Below are 24,483 nucleotides of genomic sequence, written 5' to 3'. Positions count from 1 at the left end.
CAATGCATTTCGGACTGACTGAAGAACAGGAAATGATCGTCTCGACAGTTCGAAGCTTTGTCGAGAACGAGATTTATCCGCATGAAACGACCGTCGAGCGTCTCGGCCATGTGCCACACGAGATCGGCGAGGAAATCAAGCGCAAGACGATCGAACTTGGCTTCTACGCCAGCAATTTCCCGGAATCTGCCGGCGGCCCGGGTCTCTCCCATCTCGAATTCGCGCTGGTTGAGCGCGAACTCGGTCGCGGATCGATGGCGCTCACACATTTCTTCGGACGCCCGCAAAATATTCTGATGGCCTGTCAGGGTGAACAGATCGAGCGATATCTCCTGCCTGCCGTGCGCGGAGAAAGGATGGATGCGCTCGCCATGACCGAGCCCGATGCAGGCTCCGACATTCGCGGTATGAAAGCCAATGCGCGCCGCGATGGCGGCGACTGGGTGCTGAACGGTACCAAGCATTTCATTTCAGGCGCGGAGCACGCCGATTTTGTCATTGTCTTCATGGCGACCGGTGAAGAACAATCTTCTGCCGGACCAAAGAAGAAAATCACGACCTTTCTGGTGGACCGCGGCACGCCGGGCTTCACGATCCGCGAGGGATATAAATCCGTCAGCCATCGCGGCTACAAGAATATGATTCTTGAATTTGACGATTGCCGCATTCCGGATACTCAGGTTCTCGGCGATGTCGATGGGGGCTTTGCCGTCATGAATGAATGGCTTTATGCCACCCGCATCACCGTGGCGACAATGGCGGTTGGGCGAGCGCGCCGTGTGTTCGACATGATGGTGGACTATGCCGCGCAGCGTAAGCAATTTGGTCAGCCCATCGGACGCTTTCAGGGCGTCGGTTTCCAGCTTGCCGATTCCGTTACCGAAATCGATGCCGCCGACTGGCTGACGCTGGCAGCCGCCTGGCGTCTCGATCAGGGCTTGCCCGCAAACCGTGAGATAGCGTCCGCGAAGGTCTATGCGTCCGAGATGTTGGCCCGCATTACCGACCGCGCCATTCAGGTGCATGGCGGCATGGGATTGATGGACGACCTGCCGTTGGAACGCTTCTGGCGCGACGCCCGTGTGGAGCGAATTTGGGATGGCACCAGCGAAATCCAACGCCACATCATTGCCCGCGACCTTCTCCGACCACTCGGAGCCTGATCGTGAGCAAAAAGAACCTGTCTCGTGTTCTACGTCCGCGTTCGATTGCGATCTTTGGCGGCGGGTGGTCTATGGCAGTGCTGAGGCAATGCCGTAAAATGGGTTTTGAAGGCGACCTTTGGCCAGTCCACCCCACGCGCGATACGATCGACGATATCCAGTGCTATAGATCTGTCGCAGACCTGCCCGGCGCGCCGGATGTCAGCTTCATCGGCGTCAATCGCGACGGAACGATCAACATCGTTCGAGAACTGGCTGCCCGCGGCAGTGGCGGCGCGGTGTGCTTTGCATCCGGCTTCAATGAGGTTTCCGATGGCGCCGAGCGCAACCGGGCTTTGCTGGAAGCAGCAGGCGATATGCCGATCCTCGGCCCCAATTGCTATGGCTTCGTCAATTATCTTGACGGCGCGCTGCTCTGGCCAGACCAGCATGGCGGCAAGAGAGTGGAAAGCGGTGCCGCCCTTGTCGTGCAGTCGTCCAATATCGCCATCAATCTCACTATGCAGCGTCGCGGCCTGCCGATTGCCTATGTGCTGACCGCCGGAAATCAGGCCCAAACGGGTCTTTCTGAACTTGCCGAAGCAGCCCTGGACGATCCGCGTGTTACCGTTCTTGGCCTGCACATTGAAGGCTTTGACAATATTGTACGGCTGGAACGTGTATTCGCCAAAGCGCGCGCAATGAGGAAGCCGGTCGTGGCGATCAAGGTCGGGACCTCCGCCGCGGCACAGGCGATGACCCTTTCACATACCGCTTCACTGGCCGGAGCCGACACGCTGGCCGATGCCTTTTTCGCACGATGCGGCGTCATTCGTGCCCGGACGCTCGACGAATTCGTCGAAACCCTGAAGCTGCTGCATGTGCTCGGTCCCTCGCCGGATAACAGTCTCGGCTCGATGAGCTGTTCCGGCGGCGAAGCATCGCTCGTTGGCGATCTTGCAAGCGCTGCCGGTCTTGACCTCCGACCGCTTGCACCTGACGAGGCCGAGAAACTACGCGCCACCTTGCCCGAAATGGTCACGATCTCGAACCCCCTTGACTATCACACCTTCACATGGGGAAATGGACCAGCACTCACGGCAACCTATCGCGCCATGCTCGACGGAAATTTCGGCCTGACCATATTGGTGCTCGACTTTCCTCGCGGCGACCGCTGCGTCGACAATGGTTGCGAAACATCGCTAGAAGCGGCGATAGAAGCGCACAAGGCAAGCGGTGGGCGCTTCGCACTCGTCGCCAGTCTGCCGGAAAACCTCACAGAAACCCATGCCGAACGGCTGATCGCCGCCGGTATCGCGCCAATGATGGGGCTTGCCACAGCACTGACGGCTGCTGCCAATGCCGCCTGGATTGGTGAAAGCTGGTCACGCCCGCAACCTCCAATGCTGACAGCCCAAGCGCCAGCCCTTGCATCGGACGCGATTGCAATGGACGAATGGTCGTCCAAAGCTGTCCTGCATGAAATCGGTATCGTCACCCCAGAGGGCGGCATTGCATCCACCGTCGATGATGCTGTCGCGCTTGCTGAAAAGCTGGGCTACCCCGTCGTCCTGAAGGGCGTTGGAGACAACCTTCTCCACAAGACCGAAATGGCGGCGGTCCACCTCAATCTGGCGGATGCCGAGGCTGTGCGCACAGCCGCAGTTTCGCTTGCCCATCTTGAATGCGATTTTCTGGTCGAGAAAATGGTTCAGGGAGGGGTTACCGAACTGATCGTCGGCATCGCACGCGATCCGCAATTCGGGCTTTATCTCACCATCGGCGCAGGCGGCGTGATGGTCGAACTCTGGAATGATACGCGCGCGCTTCTTTTACCTGCCAGTCGCAATGATATTCGAACAGCGCTTCTCTCGTTGCGCTCAGCCCCGCTTCTGACCGGGTTCCGTGGCCGACGGAAAGCGGACATCGAAGCCGCCGTGGAAGCGGCGTGGCGAGTTGGCAACCATGCGCTCGCTCAGACAGACTTGATTGAGGAACTCGACATCAATCCGCTCATCGTCACCGCTGATAATGCCATCGCCGTCGATGCCCTAATACGCAACAGGAGAGCATGATGTCTGAAGAGGTGAAAATTGTTCGCAACGGCCAGATATTGGAGATAACGCTCGACCGGCCCAAGGCCAATGCGATAGACCAGCCGACCAGTCGAAAGCTCGGCGACGCCTTCGCCATTTTTCGCGATGACCCGGACCTGCGCGTTGCGATTTTCACAGGCGGAGGTGAGAAGTTCTTCTCCGCTGGGTGGGATCTGAACGAAGCTGCCGCCACTGGCGGAGATGGCTATATCGCCGACTATGGTCAAGGCGGCATCTATGGCTTTTCAGAACTGCCCGGACTGGAAAAGCCGGTCATCTGCGCGGTCAACGGCTATGCCATTGGCGCTGGCTTCGAAATACTCCTGACCGCCGACTTCATTATCGCCGCTGATCATGCACAATTCTGGCTACCCGAGACGTCGCTGGGTGTTCTGCCGGATATCGGTTCGTTCGTTCTACCCAAACTTCTGCCCAAGGTCATTGCAAACGAAGTTCTTTACGGCGGTCGACGTTTCAATGCACAGGACTGTCTGCGGTGGGGGCTGGTCAATGATGTCGTGCCGCAGGCCGAGCTGATGAATGCGGCCAGGGCACTCGCCGCACGCATCCTGCGTTCTGCGCCGCTTTCGGTTGCCGCCGCAAAACAGACGACACGCATGGCGGAGCATATGAGCCTAGCCGAGAGCTATGCCGCCATGCGCGCCGGTACGTTTCCACTGTTCAAAGCGCTGATCGAAAGCGAAGACGCGCTGGAGGGCCCACGCGCAGCTGTGGAGAAACGCGATCCCGTTTGGAAAGGCAGATGAAATGAGCACGCAGGCCGAAGCTGCCATAACAACCCGCCGTGAAGGCGCTATTCTGGAAGTTACGTTGGACCGGCCCAAGGCCAACGCGATTGATCTTCCAACGTCGCGGATCATGGGGCAAACCTTCGCGGCCTTTCGCGACGACCCCGAACTGCGCGTCGCCATTCTCAAGACCGCCGGTGAACGCTTCTTCTCTGCCGGTTGGGATTTGAAAGCAGCGGCCGAAGGCGCTCCCATCGACGGTGACTATGGGATTGGCGGCTTTGGCGGCATTCAGGAACTGCGCGACCTGAACAAGCCTGTCATCGCGTGTGTCAGCGGCATGGCCGCAGGGGGTGGCTTCGAACTGGCCCTGTCCTGCGACCTGATCTATGCAGCGGACCACTCTTCTTTTTCATTGCCGGAAATCCGCTCGGGAACCATTGCAGATGCAGCAAGCATCCGGCTTCCGAAACGCATTCCCTATCACATCGCGATGGAACTGTTGTTGACCGGCCGCTGGATCGACGCTCAGGAAGCGCATCGCTGGGGCCTCGTCAATGAGGTCCTGCCTCAAGATAAACTGGAAGAGCGCGTATGGGAGATTGCGCGTTTGCTGGCATCCGGTCCACCGCTGGTTTACGCAGCAATCAAGGAAACCGTGCGCCGCGCCGAAAGCGAAGATTTCCAGACCATGATGAACCTTGTCATGCGTCGCAAGCTGGCAACGGTCGATATTCTCTATGGATCGGACGATAATCTGGAAGGCGCCAAAGCCTTCGCCGAAAAGCGCGATCCCGTCTGGAAGGGAAAATAGCGATCAGATTTACTGCTGGATGCGCTTACGACCGCCCTGCCAATGCCATCACGATATCTCACTGAAAAAGCTGTCCTTTGTCTGCAAACGCTTCATCTCTGCTGGAAGACATAGCCGTCCCGACTGGGTCTTAGGTTCATCTCCGCTCCCCCAAGCTATTGGGTATTCCCTCAAAGGGACTTGACGAACAAGGTTCGGATACAGGAAACCAAACCAAAATTGCAATTCATGCCTTCTGGCAAACGGGAGTAATCAACTGTGGCAGTCGGTCGTCAATCCATGCCGCCGCTTAATGCGCTGGTGGTTTTCGACAGCGCGGCCAGACTTGGCAGTTTCTCCCGCGCAGGTCTGGAACTGGGCCTGACCCAAAGCGCCGTCAGCCGCCAGATCGGCAAGCTGGAAGCGTTCATCGGCTCCAAACTCTTCAATCGTCTGCCCGTCGGCGTGCAACTGACCGCAATCGGCGAGAGCTATGCCTCGGAAGTCAGTCGGCTCTTGGGCGATCTGAGCGCTGTCACAGACGGCCTTCGGGCTTGGATCGGGCCCCGGCAGATCACCATCGCCTGTTCGCGCGGCATTGCCGACCAGTGGTTTCTTTCGCGCATAGGCAAGTTGAAAGCTGAAATTTCGGGCATTGAAATCCGGCTGCGCGTGACGGATGACGTCGCCCACCTGCGCCTCGATGAGTTCGACCTTGCATTGTTCTATCGCAAAGAACGCCCCATCGGCGTCAATCTCACAGTGCTGGGTCGAGAGGAAGTTGTGCCGGTATCAGCACCGGGCGTGCCCAATATCATGGAGCAGGAAGCGCCGGTGCTGCTTGCTATCGAAGATACGATGCGCGAATGGCAGGGATGGCCGGAATGGTGGCACGATGCCAGACTGTCGCCGCCGCCCGGCGCGCTGGAATGGCGGCTTGGCGATTACGGCCTTTGCGTTGCGGCGGCAACGCAAGGCATCGGCATCACGCTCGGCTGGACATGGCTGATCAAGGAACAGCTTGCGAGTGGGACACTGGTTCCCGTGCACCGCCACATGATGCGGTCGGACGCCTATTTCTATCTGATGCGGCCAGCGGACCGTCACCAGCGCAAAATCGTGCGGGAAGTGGCCGACTGGCTGATTGCAAGCAATGGAACCGATCCGATCACGTAAAGATGATCGGATCGGCGAAACGCATCATTCCTGCGCGAGTGCGGCGCGGCGACGCGACACCATGCGGAAGCGGATATATCCGAAAACGGTGATGACCAGCCAGGCAACCTGCGAAATGAATGAGCCGAGGTTGAAATTCCAGGCAAGCGAATAGATCAGGGCAACGCCGCCCAGAACATTCAGCAGCGGAATGACCGGATCATCGACGGTAAAAATACGCAATTGAATCAGCGCATAGCCAAGCAGGTAAAAGAAAGCGCCCACCAAGCCGATAACATCCGGCAAACCCATTTTCGATCTCCAGGATCATCCAAATCTGAAAAAGCAGGAGCGGCTTCCGTTACGGAAAAGCGCCCCTGCCGGTACTGTTGGACGCTCCTTTATTCCTGTTCGCGCAAATGCCAAGACACACATTTCGCATGGGGGTATGCTTAAAAGTCATACCCAGAAATCGGACATCAACCCTTGAAAATAAGGGCTGCAGTAAGCTACCCCACCCGCAAAAGCCGATAAGCTATGACTTAAACACAGGGGTACAGAATGCCTGAGCAAAAAAGCCAGTTTCAATTGACACGTCGTTCTTTCATGGCGGGCGCAGCCGGCCTCGGTCTGGTGGGCATCACCGGCATGAGCGGCCTGATCACCTCGCCCGCTGCTGCGGCAGGCGATGGCACGCCAAAGAAAGGCGGAGTGCTCAAGCTCGGCATCGGCGGCGGCAGCACGACCGATAATTTTGATCCGCGCCTTCTGAAAGATTGGGTTCCGGTCAATCAGGCCTACATGCTGATGAACGGCCTTGTCGAAATCGACGCCGACAACAAGGCTGTGCCTGAGCTGTTCGAAAGCTGGGAACCCTCAGCCGACGCCAAGGAATGGACCTTCAAGGTTCGTCAGGGCGTGACCTTCCATAATGGCAAGACGCTTGACGCCGACGACGTCATCTATTCGATCAACCTGCATCGCGGCGAAACTACATCCGGCGCGCGTTCGCTCGCATCTGAATTCACTGATGTCGTCAAGGTTGACGCTGGCACGGTCAAGATCACGCTGAATAGCGGCAATGCTGATCTGCCTTATATCCTGTCTGATTATCACTTCCTCGTCGTTCCGAAAGACTGGACCGATTTCAACAAGCCGGTCGGCACCGGACCTTTCGTTTTCGAGCGTTTCCAGCCGGGCGTGCGTTCGCGTTTCACGCGCAATGAGAGCTATTGGAAGCCGAACACGGCATGGGTCGATGCAGTTGAAGTCATCGTCATCAACGATGTGTCTGCCCGCACCAACGCCATGATGTCCGGTCAGGTACATGCTATCAACCAGCTCGACTTTAAGACCGTCGATCTGTTGAAGCGCAATCCGAACCTCAACATCGTCCAGTCGTCCGGCGGCCAGCATTTCTCCTTCCTGATGGATTGCACGCAGGCGCCGTTCACCGACAACAATGTCCGTCTCGCCGTCAAGCACGCCATCGACCGCGAACAGATGCTGAAGACCGCCTTGCGCGGCTATGGACGTCTGGGCAACGACAACCCTATCCCGAGCACCGACCCGTTCTTCGACGCAGCACTGCCGCAGCGCGCCTATGATCCGGAAAAGGCCAAGTTCTATCTCAAGCAGGCAGGTATGGATTCGCTGAAAATCCAGCTGTCCGCATCCGATGCCGCCTTCACGGGCGCTGTCGATGCCGCAGCGATTTTCCGCACCGCCGCCGCCAAGTCGGGCATCGAGATCGACATCAAGCGTGAACCGGCAGACGGATATTGGGACAATGTCTGGATGAAGGCGCCGTTCTGCATGTCTTATCGTGGTGGTCGCCCGACTGCCGATCAGGCCCTGTCGGTTGCCTACGCATCCAACGCATCGCAGAACGATACGCATTGGAAGAGCGCCGATTTCGACGCCAAGCTGCTCGAAGCTCGTGCGATGCTCGATCAGGCCAAGCGCAAGGAAATCTACGCCGAATTGCAGGCCATGATCAGCAATGATGGCGGCGCGCTTATTCCAATGTTCGGCGACTATCTCGACGCCACCTCCAAGAAGCTCAAGGGCGTGACCACGCATCCGATGTTCAATCTGATGGGTGCGCGCCTTGCCGAAAAAGTCTGGCTGGAAGCATAAATGTTCGTTCTAATCATCAAGCGTGTGGGGCTCGGGCTCCTCACGCTGTTCCTCGTGTCGGCGTTGATTTTCGCCGGCACGCAGATCCTGCCGGGTGACGTGGCGTCCGCCATTCTCGGTCAGAATGCCACGCCGGAAGCGCTTGCGACGTTGCGCGAAAGCCTTGGCCTCAATCAACCGGTCCTCGCACGCTATTTCGCATGGCTGGCAGGTTTCGTGACTGGCGATCTCGGCACCTCGCTTGCCAACCAGCAGCCGGTAGCCGATCTCCTGTGGCCGCGTTTCTGGAATACGATGGCGCTTGCAGCCTTTGCAGCGGTCATCAGCGTTCCTATCGCTATTCTCCTTGGCCTTATCACTGCGGTGAAGCGCGGCGGCATTTTCGACCGCATCGTAAATATTGTGGCGCTCGCCTTTGTTTCACTGCCAGAGTATTTCCTCGGCCTGCTACTGATCCTGTTCCTGTCGATCCGCTTCAATCTGCTGCCGAGCCTTGCCGATACGTATGAAGGCATGACGTTCCTTGAATGGATTCAGGCCACTGCCCTGCCCGCACTGACGCTGGTTCTGGTGACCGTTGCGCAGATGATGCGCATGACCCGCACCGCCGTTTTGTCTGTTATGGATCAGGCTTATGTTGAAACGGCATACCTCAAGGGCCTGCGCACCAAGCGCGTTGTGACCAAGCACGCTTTGCCCAATGCGGCAGCGCCGATCGTCAATGTGGTGGCGTTCAACATCGCTTACCTCATCACCGGCGTGGTGCTTGTCGAAGCCGTCTTCAACTATAACGGCCTTGGCCGCTTCATGGTTGACGCCGTTTCCAAGCGCGACCTTCCGCTCGTGCAGGCTGCGGCCCTCGTCTTCGGCGCGGCCTATGTCATTCTCAACATCATCGCCGATGTCGCTGCCATCGCGCTCAATCCGCGCCTGAGGCATCCACGGTGAAGACAATGAAGAAATCTATTCCCCTGACGGCGTGGGTCGGTCTGGCCATCGTCACCCTCTGCCTCCTGATGTTCCTGTTTGGCCCAATGATCGCGCCTTATGGTCAGGAAGATATTGTCGGCGCGCCATTTGATCCGCCATCGGCGCAGTTCTGGTTCGGTCTCGATCAGAATGGCCGTGACATGCTCTCGCGCCTGCTCTTTGGTGCGCAAATGTCGATTGGCGTTTCGCTGGCTGCATCGCTGTTGTCGTTCAGCGTCGGCGTGCCTCTCGGTTTCCTTGCCGCCATTTTCGGCAGCTGGGTCGATACGATCCTGTCGCGCATCGTCGATACCGTCATGTGCATTCCGGTGCTCATTTCGGCGCTCGTCATCCTTCAGGCGCTCGGCTCTTCTCTCCCGGTGCTGATCATCACCATCGCATTGCTCGATTCCACCCGCGTGTTCCGTCTGGCGCGTATTGTGGCGCAGGGCGTCAATGTGCTGGAATATGCCGAAACCGCCCGTCTGCGTGGCGAAGGTCTCGGCTGGCTGATCTGGCGTGAAATCCTGCCGAACACATTGCCGCCGCTGATCGCAGAATTCGGCCTGCGTTTCTGCTTCACCTTCCTGTTCGTGGCCGGTCTGTCGTTCCTTGGCCTCGGCATCCAGCCACCGTTTGCAGACTGGGGCGGCATGGTGAAGGACAACCAGCAGGCCATTCTCTACGGCCTCTACGCACCGCTTTTCCCGGCGGCTGCAATCGCCATTCTCACTGTTGGCGTCAACCTCGTCGTCGACTGGCTTCTGGCCGGGCGCACGACCACGCAGGGAGCTGATCGATGAGCAAGGATATCGTTCTTTCAATGTCCGACCTCGTCGTCAAAGCACCCAATGGCGCAACGCTTGTCGATCATGTCGATGTGGCGCTAAAGCGCGGTGAAGTGCTGGGCCTCATTGGAGAGTCCGGCGCAGGCAAATCCACCATTGGTCTGGCCGCAATGGGCTATGGCCGTGGTGGTTGCAGAATCACTGAGGGCACCGTTGTCGTTGACGATATTTCGCTGATGGACGGCACCCGAGAGACCCGTGAAAAGGCGCGCGGCGCACGCATCGCCTATGTGGCGCAAAGTGCGGCGGCATCGTTTAATCCGGCGCACCGCATTGGCGATCAGATCATGGAAGGCCCGCTTTATCACGGCCTCATGACCAAGGCAGAAGCTAAAGCTTGGATGCTGGAACTGCTGCATACATTGCAGCTTCCCGATGCCGACACTTTTGGTGATCGCTATCCGCATCAGGTTTCCGGTGGCCAGTTGCAGCGCGCCATGGTCGCCATGGCCATGTCCTGCCGCCCGGATATTCTGGTGCTGGACGAGCCGACCACCGCACTTGATGTGACGACCCAGATCGAGGTACTAGCACTCTTGCGCAGCCTGATCCAGCGTTACAACACCGCTGCTCTTTACATCACGCATGACCTTGCAGTGGTGGCGCAAATCGCCGACCGCATCATGGTTCTGCGTCATGGCAAGATGGTCGAGCTTGGCTCTGCGGAAGACATTCTCGAAGCGCCAAAGCAGGACTATACCCAGCGCCTGGTGTCTGAACGTGAAGCCAGCATTTCGGGCGAACAGGCCGAGCACAAGACCGGCGAAATCCTGCTCGAAGTGAAAAATGCAACCGCCTATTACGGCAAGAAACTCGTTCTGACCGATGTGGGTTGCTATATCCGTCGCGGTGAAACGCTTGCCGTGGTGGGTGAATCCGGCTCGGGCAAGTCAACGCTTGCGCGCATTATCGCAGGCCTGCCGCCGCACTCGAGCGGCATCATCACGCTTGCCGGGCAACGGCTGGAAGCGAACTACAAAAAGCGTAGCCGCGAAGAACTGCGCCGCATCCAGCTCGTTTACCAGCTGCCTGACGTGGCATTGAACCCGCGCCAGACCGTTGGTGAAATCATCGGTCGCCCGATGAAGTTCTATTTCGGCATGAATGAGGACCAGCGCGAGATTGAGGTCAAACGTCTGCTTGAACTCATTGGCCTGCCTGCCGACTTTGCAGACCGCCTGCCGGGCGCGCTTTCGGGCGGACAGAAGCAGCGTGTGTGTATCGCCCGTGCGCTGGCTGCCAAGCCTGATCTCATCATCTGCGATGAAGTAACTTCAGCACTCGACCCGCTTGTCGCAGAGGAAATTCTCAGACTTCTGCGCAAGTTGCAGGACGAATTGCACGTGTCATATCTCTTCATCACCCACGACCTTGGCGTCGTCCGTCGGCTCGCCGACCGCACCATGGTGATGCAGAAGGGCAAGGTGGTCGAAACCGGCACCACGAAGGCAATTTTCGAACCGCCTTACGAGCCCTATACGGAGCAGCTCATCACATCCGTTCCGGAGCTGCGCCGTGACTGGCTGGACGATATCCTGAAAGCACGTGCCGCCAGTTAAACTACCGATGCGGCGCTAATGCCGCAACGGCTTCTCTTTATTGAAATTGGAACCGATCATGACCGTAAACGTCACCGAGCATCTGTGGATCACTCTCAAGGATGGCACCCGTCTTGGTGCGCGCCTGTGGCTGCCTGAAGGCGCCGAGGAAAATCCCGTTCCTGCCGTGCTCGAATATATTCCATACCGCAAACGCGACGGCACGCGAGGCCGCGACGAGCCGATGCACGGCTATTTCGCGCAGAACGGCTATGCCGCAATCCGCGTTGATATGCGCGGCACGGGCGAGTCCGATGGCCATATGGCCGATGAATATATCCAGCAGGAGCAGGATGATGCGCTGGAAGTTATCGCCTGGATCGCGGAGCAGCCATGGTGCAGCGGCAATGTCGGCATGATGGGCAAGAGCTGGGGCGGTTTCAACGGTCTCCAGGTTGCAGCCTGCCGTCCGCCCGCGTTGAAGGCGATCATCACCGCCTATTCGACTGACGACCGTTTCCGCGACGACATCCACTACATGGGCGGTCTGCTGCTCAATGATAATCTGTGGTGGGGCACGATCATGCTCGCCTATCAGTCGCGTCCGCTTGACCCGGCGATTGTGGGTGCTGGCTGGCGCGATGCATGGATTGAACGTCTGGAGCGTCTACCGTTCTTCCCTGCCCTATGGCTTGAACATCAGCATTACGACGAATATTGGAAGCATGGTTCGGTCTGCGAAGACTGGTCTGCAATCCAGTGCCCGGTTCTCACCATTGGCGCATGGGCCGACAGCTACACCAATGCCGTTCCACGCCTTCTTGAAAACCTGCAAGTCCCTGCGCGTGGCATTATCGGCCCATGGGGCCATGTCTATCCGCAGGACGGCCTGCCGGGCCCGGCAATCGGCTTCCTGCAGGAAGCGGTGCGCTGGTGGGACCAGTGGCTCAAGGGCAAAGAGACCGGCATCATGGACGAGCCAAAGCTGCGCGCCTATATCTGCGACACCATCGAGCCAACCGGCTCGCGCGACTTTACCAATGGTCGCTGGGTTGGCGAACAGAACTGGCCTTCGACCGAAATCACGCCCAAGCCTTTCGCGCTTGGCGCCGACTTCACGTTGGGCAAGGCCGATGCAGCCAAGAGTGTACTCTCAATCTCCTCACCAAACAGCCATGGCAAGGCGGGCGGCGAATGGATGGCGACGGGCTGCCCCGGCGAACACCCGACCGATCAGCGTCTTGACGATGGCGGCTCGCTCAACTTCGATACCGTTGTTCTCGCCGAAGACCTCGAAATTCTGGGCGCGCCGGTTGCACGCCTGACATTCACCGTCGATCAGCCGGTTGCACAGGTTTCGCTGCGTCTGAGCGATATTCTGCCCGATGGCCGTATCACCCGCGTCAGCTATCAGGTCTTCAACCTCAACCACATCAACGGCCATGACAAGCCGGAAATGCTTGTGCCGGGCAAGACCTATGAAATCGCGATCAAGCTCAACGATAGCGGCTACAGCTTCAAGAAGGGCCACCGCATCCGTCTTTCGGTTGCGACCGGCTACTGGCCGATGGTCTGGCCGTCGCCTAAGCGCGTGACGCTGACGCTCGACACCGCCACCTCGGTTCTCGATCTGCCTGTGCGTCAGCCGTCTGCCGACGATGCTAAGGTTTCCTTCCAGAAGCCTGCGCATGGCCCGGCAACGCCAATGACCCAGCTTGACCCGGGCAGCGTGCGCCGCTGGACCGAACAGGATCACGTTACCGGCGAAACGCTCTATGTGACGGAAGGCATTGGTGGTCTCTTCGGTGAAGGCATTTTGCGCTTTGACGATCTCGGCACGCAATTGAGCCACAGCCTCAAGCGTGAACTGCGCATCAATGACAATGACCCGTTATCCGCGTCTTATGTGCTGACACAGGCCTATCAGATGGGCCGCGAGGGCTGGATGATCGATATCGAAAGCACCACCAAGATGCATTCGGACGCCACGAATTTCTATATTTCCGGCGTGCTGACGGCAAAGGAAAATGGTGAAGCGGTGACAACCCGCGATTGGAACCAGACCATTCCGCGCGATCACCTCTAATAGCCGCGAAAAGCGTCAATCCAATTCGTTGGATTGACGCTATCTACACGAATGCAAGATCTGCTGAACCAAGGTTGGCGAGCAATGACTCGCGCAATGTGTCAGCGACAAGGGCATTGGCATGACCATGGCCCATGCCATGTTCCTGCTTGAGCCATGCGACCAGCTCCATGTGCTTCTTTCCGCCCTGGCTGCGGATCAGCTCTTTCCATTCAGCGATCGGACGCCCATATTTGGCCTCTATAGACGGAAAATAGGACGCGGGGCCCTTTACAGTATTCGTCGCCATTGCTCCTCCCGGGCATCAGGTTCCTCACGCGACAAGTGATAGCACGACCAGACGCACTGTCACTATCCGCCTTTTCGGCCACGAATTGTCCGGCAACTATCAGCGCCGCGAAAACTTTACGGGAGCCGTAACCGTCCTGTTGACGTCAGGCGGTGGTGCGGGAACCGGCGAAGCGCGCTGCACCAGCGACAGGACTTCATCGTCGAGTTCCGGGAAACCCGACGAACGTGCCAGAGAAGCTGATAATACCTTGCCTGTTTCATCGATGCGAAAGCGAACATAGACGACACCCTCCTCGTGGCGAGACTTCGCGCCCGCCGGGTAACGCTTGCGCCGCTCCAGATGTGCCATCAGTCGTGACTGCCAGCGGGCCGGACTGACTGAAGAGGCAAACATGCCGGATGCCGACTGGCGGGCCGCATTGCGGTTGGATTGTGTTACCTGCGCCTGCGCCTGATCGGCCTGCCGCGATGCGGCCTGCTCTTGTTGGCGCTGTTTAACCGGTTTTTTCTTCGGCTGTTCTTTCCGGACGATCTGCTTTTCCGTTTCCTGCGGCTTGGGTCTTAAGAGCGGCAGCGGAACCTCGACCTTGTCGAGCTGCACCAGTTCTTCCGCCGGTTCGTCTTCAACCGGCTCAGGCTCCTGCTCCACTACTTCCTCTGGCTGTTCCGGCTTTTCAATCGGCTCCTCCAGCTTTTCCGCAGGCGCGCTTGCATCGGCGGTTTCCTGATCGGGAGAGATTTCGTTTTCTTCCGTCATCTGGGCTTCGGGCGTTTCCGCAAGCTCGATCATGATCGCGGCAGGCGGTGTGTTGTCGGCAGCCGCCATTGCAGGCTCACGCAGGAGCCAAAGCGCCACCCCGACATGAACCGACAGAACCACGAACCCTGCCGCAGCCCATAGGACAAACTCTGCAAAACTGGTCTCAAGTCCCCGGTTGTCTTCCATATGGTTCACGTTGCGCTGGCCTGTATCCTGTGCCACGTCAGGAGCACGGTCTTGCCCGCCGCTGCGGCCCGACAAAGAGCAGCAGGCCTGCGAAAAGCAACGCGTTGATCGTCATTTCGAAATGCCACAAAGGGCGCGGACCGAGCACCAGCACGACCGTACAAAGCACCGTTACCAAGACGAAAATCGCCAACCGGAAAAGACGTGGAAACGCGCCGAGCCGCCGCCAGAGCGAAAGCGTATGGCGCGCAACGCCGTTCGTCTCGAACCAGCGCAACGCGCGCGATGACAGCTGGATAAGGCAGAGAAGCGCGCAGAAGGCAAACAGCGTTGACGGCATCAGCCGGACCTGCAGGCCAACCAAGGAAGCCGCGCTGAGCATGAAGCCAAGCGACAGGTAACCAGCGCGCTGCCTTTCATCGGGATAGCGGATTGTTTCACTGGATGGGGCATCCACATTGCAGGTTGATAGTTCGATGGCATTCATTGGAACATCTCCTTCACAAGAGCGTGGATATGAAGGAACGGCGCGCCCGTCTGGACGACGATGCGAGCCGTTCTGGACCTCAGCCTAGAAGTGGAAGTTGAGGCCGAGCTTCACCGTATGCGTATCAAGCGAGTTCGAAGCCTTGCGCCCATTCACGACACTGGAGCTTCCCTGATGTTCGACAGTCTCGTAGATCGGGCGCTCGCTTGGTTCGCAGAACTCTCCGCCCAGAATTTCGCAGATAATCGGCTCCGGCGGTACGATCTCCGTCCCAACCTGTTCTGATGTGGTATAGTTGGTGCTGGTGCCACTCCGTCCGTTTTCAAACGCGAAGTTACGGTTTCCGAACCGGCTGTAATTGTAGTCGGCCTTCACCGACCAGCGATCGTTGATCGCATATTCCACACCACCACCGATGGTCAGTCCGGCGCGCATCCCCGAAGACTGGTCAACGGCAAACATGGTCGTGCTTTCCTTGCCCATAATATCCATTGAGTAGCGATACTGATCGCGCGTCTGCCTCTCATGAAGGAATGCAACGCCCGCCGTGCCATAGACCAGCCAGCGATTATCGAGCGCATAGCCGAGGCGACCTCGGACCGATCCTGTCCAGTCGACGTTGTAATGGGTCACGGACTGAATACCCATTGTGTCATTGACCGGCTGAAGCCAGTCTTCCTGCATCATGGCGGTCTGCGAACCACGCATCCGCGTCTTGCTCACATCGGCCTCAATGCCAAGCACAACACGGTTGCCAAGCTGGTAGTTGTAACCGGCCTGCACACCATAGAGCGGCGCAGCGCCGAAGCCGCGATCTGCCGATTCAGATGAAGATATGGGGTCCACAGTGCCATCGAGAGCGGTGGTTGTGCCCCATGTCCGCCCCGATGACATGCCGGTATGGACACCGGCATAGAACCCTGTCCAGTCGATCCCCGGCGAACCGCCTTGCGAACGGGAGAATGGTGACAGTTGCGGCAGTTTCTGATCGCCGCCAAACGTGCTTGTCAGACCCGCATAGAAGGTGCGCCCCGGTCCCGGCTGGTTCACCAGCCCCAGCGGATCGACATAATATTGATCGGTCAGATTTTCGATTCGCGCCGTCGCCGTCAGGCTGTCGGTGACCTTGTACTCGGCGAATACATCCACCAGCGTATAAGGCTTCCAGCGCGTCTGCGAGATGAACTCGCTTGCGCCGGTTGCGGTCACATCGCCATGGCCGATTGCGCGCGGGCCGATATAGGAAACGCGCCCGCCAAGCGTCAGCCTGTCGTCGAGCATTTTCTGAGACAGTGTCAGATCAACCGAGTATTTCGGCGGAACATGGTTAGTTGCATAGTCGCCATAAAGCGACTTGCTTCCGCATGTGTCGGAGGTTCGGCAAAACTCCACATCGAGATAATAGTTCGCAGACAGATCGGCGGTGAAACCACCAGCCTCATACCGGCTGGAAAACTCAAGACCGGAAAACTGGGCCCGGTCGATATTGTGGATGCGCATGCTCGAATAGCCGAGCGGACTGCTCCACCATTCGCGCGAAATATAGTTCTTGATGTCCCAGTTAAAGTAACCGAGCTTCATCATGAGTGTGTCGTCGCTCTGGAACACGTCACTCCGTTTGAGATTTGCACCGATGTCCCAATTGTTACCCCGCTCTGGAGCAAGATCGGGCTGGATGACGGTGAAGACACCCATGGACTCCACAACGCTCGGGAAACGCAGCGCGTTCGAATAATTCACATAGAGCTGCGCGCCGTCAAAAGGCTCGACCACAACGCCCGCGGTCGGGCTTACCCCGCCCTGCGAACGCTCGCTCGGTTCCGCTTCCACATTCGAGCTCTCGCCCCGGTTATGCGACCAGTAATGCGAGTAGCGCAGACCCGTATTCAATGTCAGCCAGTCCACCGGCTTGTAGGACATTTTGGTATAGACGGCGGCTTCGTCACGATAGACGCTTGGAAGCTGTAACCAGCCTTCCAGCAACTCGGTATATCCACTCGGCTTGGTATCCTCATTGAGATAGGAAACGCCATAGGTGAGATCGACCGACCCATAGCGGCTCAGATCAAAACTTGACGTATTCGACACATCGCCGCCCCACATGACAGTGTCTGAACCTGTTCTGTAATCGGATGGAAGACCCACCGATTCCGATGTCGGTATCGGCGAACCGCGACGCGGATTGCGCATCTCCAGCCTGGTCAGCCACAGATTGGCCTTCATGTCGATCAGATCGTTGTCGTCCGGGTTCCAGCGATAGCGCAGCGTGCCCGTATCCAGCTTGGTGCCCGATGTCAGCTCCTGCTGTGTCGGCTGGGTGCGTTCGCTGGTGAAGCGCGAGGCGAGAAGATCGCCCGCCTCGCTGCGAAAACCGTTATAGCCGAGCTGAAGCTCATGACCGCCATCAAAACGCAGCGTCGCCTTGGTCAGATAAGATTCGGTCTGAAGCTGAGTGTTCAGCACCTCCTCACCGGCACGGTAATTCGTCAGACCACCGTTTTCGACATAAGACGGCCAGTTTTCGCACCAGCTGCCCGAACTGTTGCAGATCCTTCGCGGCCCGACATTGATCGGCTCCGCCGCAGGGCCATGCTTGCCCGCGTAATAATTGCCGCGCTTGCGATAGGCATAGCCTGCAAGGAGATCGTAGTTTTCCTCCTTCATGGCTGCAACGATGCTGCCTGAACCGGCGGTCGGCGTGAGAAGGGACGGCCTGTCCAAACCATCGCTGGAGGGAACGGCGACCGGATTGTTCCCCGGAGAATAGGGCCACTCATAACCGCCCTTCGCGCCACCATGCGGCGTTGCGGAGTTTCCGGCATATTCGCCCTTCACCCGGAGACCCCAGGTGTCGCCCGGCTTGACGATATCATCCGCATTCACCGTGCGAATGGCGACGCTACCCGCAATACCGCGCGACGTCGCATCCGATCCCTTGCGCACATCAATGCCGCCAATAAAATCAGGGTCGATATAGGTGCGGTTCGAAAGGCCCTGATAGCCCTGATAGACAGTGATGCCGTTTTCCGCGCCGTCGATGGTGGTGGCAACACGCCCGAAGCCCTGCATGCCGCGAATATTCACATCGACTGCACCTGCGCCGTTGCGGGCTTCGCCCGACATCACACCCGGTGTGCCGCGGAAGATATCGGCGGGGCTGGAACCCCTGAACCGCTCAATCGTCTCGGCCGAAATATAGTTCGTCGCTGCCGGTGTCACATAAGGCGCATCTGACGCGGCGACGCCGCTGCCGCTCGTCACCGTGATCGTATCGAGAAGAGTGGTTCCAGCCACATCAAGCGGTGCTTGCCCCGCTGCCGTCTGGCCGGAAAGCGCGACCGTGCTGCCGCTTGTGAAACGATAGGAAATACCAGACCCGGAGAGAAGCCTCGTCAGCGCCTGTTCTGATGTCATCGTGCCGGAAACACCGGCAGAACGCTTTGCTGAGGCCAGTTCCGGCAGATAGGTCACCTGCAATCCGGCCTGCTTGCCGAATGCGGCAAGCGCACCGGACAGCGACCCGGCGGGGATGTTGAATGCAGTCTGCCTTGTTGTCTGGGCCTGCGCGGCATCACTTGTCGCCAATGACAGTGCGAAAACGTAGGTCGACCCCAGAAGCGCCGTGGTTAGAATACCTATTCCAAACTGCCGCCAAACACGATTATTGACATCAAGCCCCATAGCTCAACCACTCCAATCCGCCATTTATGGAAATGGGCTGTCGTATGGCAGCAGCTAACTTCCGGCCCTGTTATCTGAAACGGACGGTGCCCCGCAATTTTCTCCCCCTGCTTCAAAAAAAGCGGACGAAAAATCAGATGGTGGAAATAATCGTAAGCCAGGGTGATATCTGGCGGACCTTGCCGCCATAGGGTTCGACGACGGCTTCAAGCGCCGACAATGGCTGGTTGAGGTCGAACACACCAGAAATGCGCTCGGCACCAAAACTCGACTGGGCCAACACCACACGTCCAGATTTCCAGCGCGCAATCCGCGCCACAACCGAGGCAATGCTGTCGCGATCCGCCACCAGCAGCCCTTCCTGCCAGGCTGCGATCTGGCTGACGTCGCGAATGCCGCGCTCGAAACTTGATCTGCGTGGATCAAAGGACAGCCATTCGCCTGCACCGACCGGTGGTTGCGCAGGCAGGCTATCCGGCTGAACCTTCACATCCACAGCGCCATGATCGACAGATACAGCGAGATAACCTGCATCATTGCTGACATCAAAAGCCGTTCCCAACGCCGTCGCCACCAGATTGCCCGTCATCACCTGAAATGGCCGCGCCGTATCCGGCGTGACATCGAAAAAAGCCATGCCAGCCAGAAGCTCAACATTGCGGGAGTGCTCGTCGAAGCGCGACCGGATGGCGCTATCGGGTCCGAGTGTCACTTGCGTTCCGTCTTTGAGCGTGACGCGCCGCAGTTCGGCGGTGGCTGTCAGATAGTCGGCGCGCGCCTGCAAGACCAGCTGTGGTCCAAGCATAGAACCCAGCCCGATGGCAGCCAGACCGGCTGCGCCGCCAAACAGAACTGAGCGACGCGACATGCCCCGGCCTGCACTTGCTGTGCTGCGCTGCGCCTGCATGACCTTTCCGGCCATGCCGTGAATTTCCATTGCCTCGCGCCAGGCCGTCTCATGGTCGGCGCTGCGTGCGCGCCAGCGCGCAACGAGGTCCAGCGCGACCGGATTACCGGGATCGTCCTGCATGCGGATGACGAGGTCCAGCGCTTCCTCGAACAGCCTTTCGCTTTTCGACACTTTGTCATCCATCAACGAACGGTTCCTCGTGGCGCTGCAACTCCGCAAGCCGGAGCAATCTCTCTATAATTGGTGAAACGGACGAGCGGCGGAAATTTTCACCTGCAAGCGGCAGAACAGCGATCAAAAGGAAGCGTCTTCCTTCAGCCGCTGGCGCAAATGCAGATAGGCGCGCTTGATCAACGTCCATGTCCGCGAGACGGAAAGGCCAAGCTCGGATGCAACTTCAGCAATCGTCTTTTCATCGAGACGATGCATCTCGAAGGCCCTGCGCGTCTTTTCCGGCAATTCCAGGAGCGCGCTTTCGATAATGGCGAGGCGCTGCCGATCATAGACTACGGCTTCAGGCGTTGGCGTGGTGTCGGCAATCCGCCGCCATTCGTCGTCCGCGAGATCGGATTGCTGGAACAGCCTTTCACGCCGGTAGAGGTCAATCGACAGGTTGCGGGCGATCTGATGCAGATAAGCGCGGGGATTGTTGTCGGTCTGCGGCGTTGCGGTCAGAACCCGGACAAATGTGTCCTGTGTGAGATCGGCAGCCGTTTCCGCATTATGCCCCCTGCGCCGGAAGAACCGGTTCAGCTCCCGGGCATGGTTCTGGAAGAGACGGTGCAAGTTCCACATTGGTCGAAACTTTATTTAACCCGGTCGAATGGGAATGAACAAACTGGCGCGCCGCCACAAGGCAGCGTGTCTGCTTCTCATCTTATATATGACTATAATAGTCAAGTTTAATTTGATGTGAAAAAGGATGGCGCAGCATCCTGCCCGCGCCCTTTATCGGCGCGGGCAGGATCGGCAATCAGAGGTTATACTGTTGGCGGGCGATAACCCCGAGGCCAGCCTTATCCAGGTTGGCCAAAGGCGCGAGGAATGTCACCTGTATCACGCCCGGATCGCGCCCGATTTCAATCGCGCCGTTGATCGTCGCCCGGTTCCGCACTTCCGAAACGGACATATCCAGCAGTTTGGCCGCTCTTTCCAGACCGTTGGCAATAGCGGCATTCATGTTGGCCGCAGTACCGATGACGGAAATCGGCGCAACATCCTCGACGGCTTTGACACCCCATTGCTGAGCCAATTTAGCACCGCGCTTTTTCTCGTCCTCCGTGAAGGGTTTGGCCAATGGCGGCAGATCTTCAAGCAATGGGAACAGCACGGGACCGTCATTGTTGTATTTCTTCAGCACTTCAACCTGCAGGGTCACGCTTCCGGCCACATCCATCGTGTGGCCTGCGATTTCGCCATCACCCTGCGCAGCGTGCATGTCGCCCATATAGACACCAGCACCCGGAACCTTCACCGGACAAACCAGCACAGCGCCAGCGCGAACGGCATCAATATCCATATGCCCATCAGTCTTGTGCTTCTGCAATTCCTCCTCGGTCAAAGCATAAGGATGTGGCGCACCGACAAGGAACGCGCCAAAATCGCCTGCATTGTGAGAATCCGGCATAGCCTTCGACGGTGTGGTGCCCAACTGCCCAAGGAAGGGCCGCATGCGCACGATCGCACCAACCAGATCAGCCGGAGCATAATTCAGAACCGAGTGCTGTACGGATTGATCGGGCAATGATGCATAATGGTTCGCGTTCTTTGCAATGCGTTCGGCGGCATCTTTATTCACCGTCAAACCGACATCTTGCGCCTCATCGAAAACAACCGTGTAGCCATGCACAATCTCGAATGGCTTGATTGCGGTTCCGCATTTGTTGCAGCGCACGGAATCCTGACCCACACCTTCAATGTGCGTTTCAGGCCATACCTCGTCACAAACGGGACAACGCGCGGCGACAAACGGGTCACCAAGGCAATACTTGTTCGAAACAGCATCATGACCCGATGCAGTCGCCAGCGAAGTTACGGATATGTCGCGAATGCGGATGACAACACCATCACCAACATCTGCGCCTTCAATATAAACCGGCTTCGTGACCTCGTGCCCGCCACGCAGCCGCGGCGTAATCATTGGTCCCCAGCAGCCCGGCGCTGTATTGGCGATGATCGTTCCACCATTTTGCAACGGGCCCATCATTGGTTGGGACGGGTCCAGAACGCTATTGGTGAAACCGTCAACGACGACGCTTCGTTTCGCAATGTTTGCTGGTGTATCGGCCATGATTGCTCTCCCGCTGATTTGCATTGAAGGCCTGATCATACCGCCAATGGCCGCGACCACAAGGAAAGAACGCTTGGCGTCTGGTTATCGCTGGAATTGAAAGCGGCACCTTTTTAGCACAGGCGAGGTTTTAAGCGGCGCGCATAGCAGCCATGTCTTATTGAAGCTTGTCGATAACGAACCTGATAAGTATTTACGCTGCAATTACTGAACATCGGATAATCTAATGAGCCCGAACACTTATGTGGCCACGGTGGTTGTGGCTTGTGCGTTATTCCTGGCCTGGTCCATCGCGGAGCGGTTTCGATACGAAATGGCGAGCACGCAGATTTCTGTCCAATCGGCAGAGTGGTGAGATATTGTGTTGCGCATCGACCGATTGGTCGAGACGACACTAATCGCGCGATGATGAACGCTTTCCACCCGCTGATGCAGAGGCTTGCAGCTTTGAGGGCTTCTGCTGCGAAAGACAGTCGATCACAACGTCGACGATATCAGACGAAACAAAGTCTGCTTGTATCCGACTTTGAAGTTCCGCACCTTCCTTGCCATTTTTGGCTGACTTCAGCGACCAAATTGCAATGCCAATCAGGGCATCTGGATTAAAGCGCTTCAATCTACGGATTGAAAATCTGCCGCGTATTGCAGATTCCACATTCAGATAACAGACGACGACAGCCGACGCCGCGGCAATGGCCTCTTTGCTCAACTGGCTTGGCAACAGTCCCGCATGGCCAATCACAGTGGCCTGCGCACCCTGAACCGACAGCGCCTGCCCCACCATTTCGGCGGTAATGTCCTCCAGCGCATCATGCCCCCCAATACTGACGATCACCTTTCCATCGCCGGATGGGAGTTCGATCTTGGCCTTTTCGTCCGATGCGGTTTCAACTGTGACATCTTCATCATTGTCGAGTTCTTCACTAGCGATCATGCGAAGATTGGCAACCAGCATATTTGCGCTGTTCGTCACGTCGTCGAGCTGCTTGTCGTTCAGTGCACCACGCGCCCTGTCCTGTTCCGCAAGTAGAAGAGCTGGAATGCCGACCGTACCATAATACTCAACCAGAAACTTCTCTTCGAGTATCTCTTCCGCGTTGTCTGTCGCTTCGATAGGGTCTCCGGCAAGCAGGCGTTGATAGAGCCTCTCCTCGGGATCGAGAACCGGTTCGTCTCCGAACAATATTTCGAAGAACTCAAACTGCGGCACGTGCCGACCCAAAACAACAAGACAAACCGTCAATGGGGTGGAAAGCACCAGTCCCACAGGCCCCCACAACCACGCCCAGAAAATTGCGGATACAATGATTGCAAGTGGAGACAATCCTGTTCTGGAGCCATAAAGCCAGGGTTCGATCACATTGTTGCTGATGAGTTCCACGACAATGAAAAGCGCAATCGTACAGATAAGCAATGTCCAACCGGGGGAAACCGCAAAGGCCAGGAATATTGGCATGACCGCAGCTATCACTGGTCCGATATAGGGGACAAACCTCAAGACAATGGCAAGCATGCCCCACAAAAGCGCATTGGGTATGCCGAGTAACCACAAGCCGATACCCAATGGAACACCATAGGCGATGTTGACCATAAGTTGGGTCAGCAGATATTGGCCCACACGACTACCAGCCTCCTGAAGGGCTTCGGTCGTTCGGTGCAGGTCGCCATAACCAACGAGCCGGATAAACCTGTCGCGCAGCTCCTCCCTCTCAAGCAGCATAAACACAACGACCACAATGACGAGCCCGGTTGTCGCCAGTGGGCTGACCAGCGGCCCTATGATGCTTTCCAGTGTTTCAATGGGGCTTCGACGCGAGAATACCTCGACCAGAACCGGCTTTCTTTCCGGCTCCGGATTAATACCCGGAACGTTCGGCTTATCTTCCGGACTATTGATCTCGGCCCCCACCCTTTCGGCAAACCGGTTCAGACGGTCAATAATCCCGCCTTCCGTGCCTGCCTTCTTCAGGTTCCGTATCTTTTCAATGATATTGTACTGGTAAGTCGCTATATTCTGCCCGACTTCCGTTACCTGAAAGGCCAGAATTGCGCTGAAAACTGCGATGATCAGAAAGCCGCCAGCAACGCTGGTGATGATTGCCACCAGCCTCGGCAGCCGTAACCTCCGCAGGAAGGCCACAATTGGCGCAAGCATGAAGGTCAGCAGGATCGCAATTGCCAGCGGCAGGAAAACATCTTTGGCAAAATAGAACACAGCAATGACGCCAGCCATCGCGGCCAGAGTGGGCAATCTGGTTTGGGCTGCGTTCAAAGGCAGATTTCGATTAGGAACCCCACCATAACGGTCCATAGTGCATCCGGCTAATAATTGCTCACCTTATAAATAGTGCTGCGCCGCTTTT

The 24,483-nt window shown here is 57.6% G+C and carries 19 protein-coding genes; 10 read left to right on the top strand and 9 right to left on the bottom strand.

From position 1 onward, the window contains the following. Positions 1–2 precede the first annotated feature (2 nt). The 5 genes from QBD01_RS09365 to QBD01_RS09345 all read left to right on the top strand — a co-directional run bounded on the left by QBD01_RS09365 (position 3) and on the right by QBD01_RS09345 (position 5,956). On the top strand, positions 3–1,163 hold the full coding sequence (locus QBD01_RS09365) for an acyl-CoA dehydrogenase family protein (protein ID WP_280992560.1): 1,161 nt from the start codon (positions 3–5) through the stop codon (positions 1,161–1,163). Then, positions 1,160–3,217: an acetate--CoA ligase family protein gene (locus QBD01_RS09360; protein WP_392391378.1), complete on the top strand. Its 2,058-nt coding sequence runs from the start codon at positions 1,160–1,162 to the stop codon at positions 3,215–3,217. Before QBD01_RS09365 ends, QBD01_RS09360 begins: the two co-directional genes overlap by 4 nt. Then, on the top strand, positions 3,214–4,005 hold the full coding sequence (locus QBD01_RS09355; RefSeq protein WP_280992558.1) for an enoyl-CoA hydratase-related protein: 792 nt from the start codon (positions 3,214–3,216) through the stop codon (positions 4,003–4,005). The genes QBD01_RS09360 and QBD01_RS09355 overlap by 4 nt, the downstream gene beginning before the upstream one ends. Before the next feature lies 1 nt (position 4,006). Then, the gene (locus QBD01_RS09350; protein WP_280992557.1) at positions 4,007–4,801 is read left to right on the top strand and encodes a carnitinyl-CoA dehydratase; all 795 of its coding nucleotides are present in this window, start codon (positions 4,007–4,009) and stop codon (positions 4,799–4,801) included. A gap of 258 nt (positions 4,802–5,059) precedes the next feature. Then, complete coding sequence (locus QBD01_RS09345; RefSeq protein WP_280992556.1) at positions 5,060–5,956, top strand: LysR substrate-binding domain-containing protein; 897 nt, start codon at positions 5,060–5,062, stop codon at positions 5,954–5,956. Positions 5,957–5,980: 24 nt separating this feature from the next. On the opposite strand, the gene QBD01_RS09340 is transcribed toward QBD01_RS09345, so the two are convergent. After that, positions 5,981–6,247 (bottom strand): cyclic nucleotide-binding protein, encoded by a 267-nt coding sequence (locus tag QBD01_RS09340; protein ID WP_182519582.1) that lies wholly within the window; start codon positions 6,245–6,247, stop codon positions 5,981–5,983. Between the two features lie 249 nt (positions 6,248–6,496). Here QBD01_RS09340 and QBD01_RS09335 point away from each other — a divergent pair, with 249 nt between their 5' ends. From QBD01_RS09335 to QBD01_RS09315, 5 genes are read left to right on the top strand one after another with little or no spacing between them, the layout of a single operon-like run. After that, a complete protein-coding gene (locus QBD01_RS09335) occupies positions 6,497–8,074 on the top strand; it encodes an ABC transporter substrate-binding protein (RefSeq protein ID WP_280992555.1) in 1,578 nt (525 codons plus the stop codon). Next, the gene (locus QBD01_RS09330; protein WP_280992554.1) at positions 8,075–9,022 is read left to right on the top strand and encodes an ABC transporter permease; all 948 of its coding nucleotides are present in this window, start codon (positions 8,075–8,077) and stop codon (positions 9,020–9,022) included. It begins immediately after the preceding gene. 5 nt (positions 9,023–9,027) lie between these two features. Continuing rightward, on the top strand, positions 9,028–9,846 hold the full coding sequence (locus QBD01_RS09325; protein ID WP_280992553.1) for an ABC transporter permease: 819 nt from the start codon (positions 9,028–9,030) through the stop codon (positions 9,844–9,846). Further along, on the top strand, positions 9,843–11,450 hold the full coding sequence (locus tag QBD01_RS09320) for an ABC transporter ATP-binding protein (RefSeq protein WP_280992552.1): 1,608 nt from the start codon (positions 9,843–9,845) through the stop codon (positions 11,448–11,450). Before QBD01_RS09325 ends, QBD01_RS09320 begins: the two co-directional genes overlap by 4 nt. Positions 11,451–11,508: 58 nt before the next feature. Continuing rightward, positions 11,509–13,515, top strand: coding sequence for a CocE/NonD family hydrolase (locus QBD01_RS09315; protein ID WP_280992551.1), 2,007 nt, complete (start codon positions 11,509–11,511; stop codon positions 13,513–13,515). A 43-nt stretch (positions 13,516–13,558) separates the two neighbouring features. Here QBD01_RS09315 and QBD01_RS09310 read toward each other — a convergent pair whose 3' ends face one another. The 8 genes from QBD01_RS09310 to QBD01_RS09275 all read right to left on the bottom strand — a co-directional run bounded on the left by QBD01_RS09310 (position 13,559) and on the right by QBD01_RS09275 (position 24,431). Then, entirely contained in the window at positions 13,559–13,804 is a 246-nt protein-coding gene (locus QBD01_RS09310) for a DUF4287 domain-containing protein (protein ID WP_280992550.1), read from the bottom strand. A gap of 99 nt (positions 13,805–13,903) precedes the next feature. Continuing rightward, entirely contained in the window at positions 13,904–14,788 is an 885-nt protein-coding gene (locus tag QBD01_RS09305; RefSeq protein WP_392391356.1) for a TonB family protein, read from the bottom strand. A 1-nt stretch (position 14,789) separates the two neighbouring features. Next, a complete protein-coding gene (locus QBD01_RS09300; protein ID WP_280992549.1) occupies positions 14,790–15,239 on the bottom strand; it encodes a DUF454 family protein in 450 nt (149 codons plus the stop codon). 84 nt (positions 15,240–15,323) lie between these two features. Next, complete coding sequence (locus QBD01_RS09295; protein ID WP_280992548.1) at positions 15,324–18,920, bottom strand: TonB-dependent receptor domain-containing protein; 3,597 nt, start codon at positions 18,918–18,920, stop codon at positions 15,324–15,326. A 133-nt stretch (positions 18,921–19,053) separates the two neighbouring features. Continuing rightward, on the bottom strand, positions 19,054–20,013 hold the full coding sequence (locus QBD01_RS09290; protein WP_280992547.1) for a FecR domain-containing protein: 960 nt from the start codon (positions 20,011–20,013) through the stop codon (positions 19,054–19,056). 111 nt (positions 20,014–20,124) lie between these two features. Next, complete coding sequence (locus QBD01_RS09285) at positions 20,125–20,625, bottom strand: RNA polymerase sigma factor (RefSeq protein WP_280992546.1); 501 nt, start codon at positions 20,623–20,625, stop codon at positions 20,125–20,127. Positions 20,626–20,803: 178 nt separating this feature from the next. After that, the gene (locus tag QBD01_RS09280) at positions 20,804–22,120 is read right to left on the bottom strand and encodes an acetamidase/formamidase family protein (protein WP_280992545.1); all 1,317 of its coding nucleotides are present in this window, start codon (positions 22,118–22,120) and stop codon (positions 20,804–20,806) included. Positions 22,121–22,514: 394 nt separating this feature from the next. Further along, complete coding sequence (locus QBD01_RS09275) at positions 22,515–24,431, bottom strand: AI-2E family transporter (RefSeq protein ID WP_280992544.1); 1,917 nt, start codon at positions 24,429–24,431, stop codon at positions 22,515–22,517. Positions 24,432–24,483: the final 52 nt, after the last annotated feature.

The organism is Ochrobactrum sp. 19YEA23 (genome assembly GCF_029909865.1).
GTDB classification, from domain to species: domain Bacteria; phylum Pseudomonadota; class Alphaproteobacteria; order Rhizobiales; family Rhizobiaceae; genus Brucella; species Brucella gambitense.
Note: the sequence above shows the minus strand (reverse complement) of the source record. Positions and strands in the feature narration are given on the sequence as shown.

What these genes read in the sequence shown, in the direction of transcription:
- QBD01_RS09325 (WP_280992553.1), top strand. Translation starts at nt 9,028, where the DNA reads ATGAAGAAATCTATTCCCCTGACGGCGTGGGTCGGTCTGGCCATCGTC.
- QBD01_RS09285 (WP_280992546.1), bottom strand. Translation starts at nt 20,625, where the DNA reads ATGTGGAACTTGCACCGTCTCTTCCAGAACCATGCCCGGGAGCTGAAC.
- QBD01_RS09335 (WP_280992555.1), top strand. Translation starts at nt 6,497, where the DNA reads ATGCCTGAGCAAAAAAGCCAGTTTCAATTGACACGTCGTTCTTTCATG.
- QBD01_RS09315 (WP_280992551.1), top strand. Translation starts at nt 11,509, where the DNA reads ATGACCGTAAACGTCACCGAGCATCTGTGGATCACTCTCAAGGATGGC.
- QBD01_RS09320 (WP_280992552.1), top strand. Translation starts at nt 9,843, where the DNA reads ATGAGCAAGGATATCGTTCTTTCAATGTCCGACCTCGTCGTCAAAGCA.
- QBD01_RS09330 (WP_280992554.1), top strand. Translation starts at nt 8,075, where the DNA reads ATGTTCGTTCTAATCATCAAGCGTGTGGGGCTCGGGCTCCTCACGCTG.
- QBD01_RS09280 (WP_280992545.1), bottom strand. Translation starts at nt 22,120, where the DNA reads ATGGCCGATACACCAGCAAACATTGCGAAACGAAGCGTCGTCGTTGAC.
- QBD01_RS09310 (WP_280992550.1), bottom strand. Translation starts at nt 13,804, where the DNA reads ATGGCGACGAATACTGTAAAGGGCCCCGCGTCCTATTTTCCGTCTATA.
- QBD01_RS09290 (WP_280992547.1), bottom strand. Translation starts at nt 20,013, where the DNA reads ATGGATGACAAAGTGTCGAAAAGCGAAAGGCTGTTCGAGGAAGCGCTG.
- QBD01_RS09340 (WP_182519582.1), bottom strand. Translation starts at nt 6,247, where the DNA reads ATGGGTTTGCCGGATGTTATCGGCTTGGTGGGCGCTTTCTTTTACCTG.
- QBD01_RS09295 (WP_280992548.1), bottom strand. Translation starts at nt 18,920, where the DNA reads ATGGGGCTTGATGTCAATAATCGTGTTTGGCGGCAGTTTGGAATAGGT.
- QBD01_RS09365 (WP_280992560.1), top strand. Translation starts at nt 3, where the DNA reads ATGCATTTCGGACTGACTGAAGAACAGGAAATGATCGTCTCGACAGTT.
- QBD01_RS09300 (WP_280992549.1), bottom strand. Translation starts at nt 15,239, where the DNA reads ATGAATGCCATCGAACTATCAACCTGCAATGTGGATGCCCCATCCAGT.
- QBD01_RS09275 (WP_280992544.1), bottom strand. Translation starts at nt 24,431, where the DNA reads ATGGACCGTTATGGTGGGGTTCCTAATCGAAATCTGCCTTTGAACGCA.
- QBD01_RS09350 (WP_280992557.1), top strand. Translation starts at nt 4,007, where the DNA reads ATGAGCACGCAGGCCGAAGCTGCCATAACAACCCGCCGTGAAGGCGCT.
- QBD01_RS09355 (WP_280992558.1), top strand. Translation starts at nt 3,214, where the DNA reads ATGATGTCTGAAGAGGTGAAAATTGTTCGCAACGGCCAGATATTGGAG.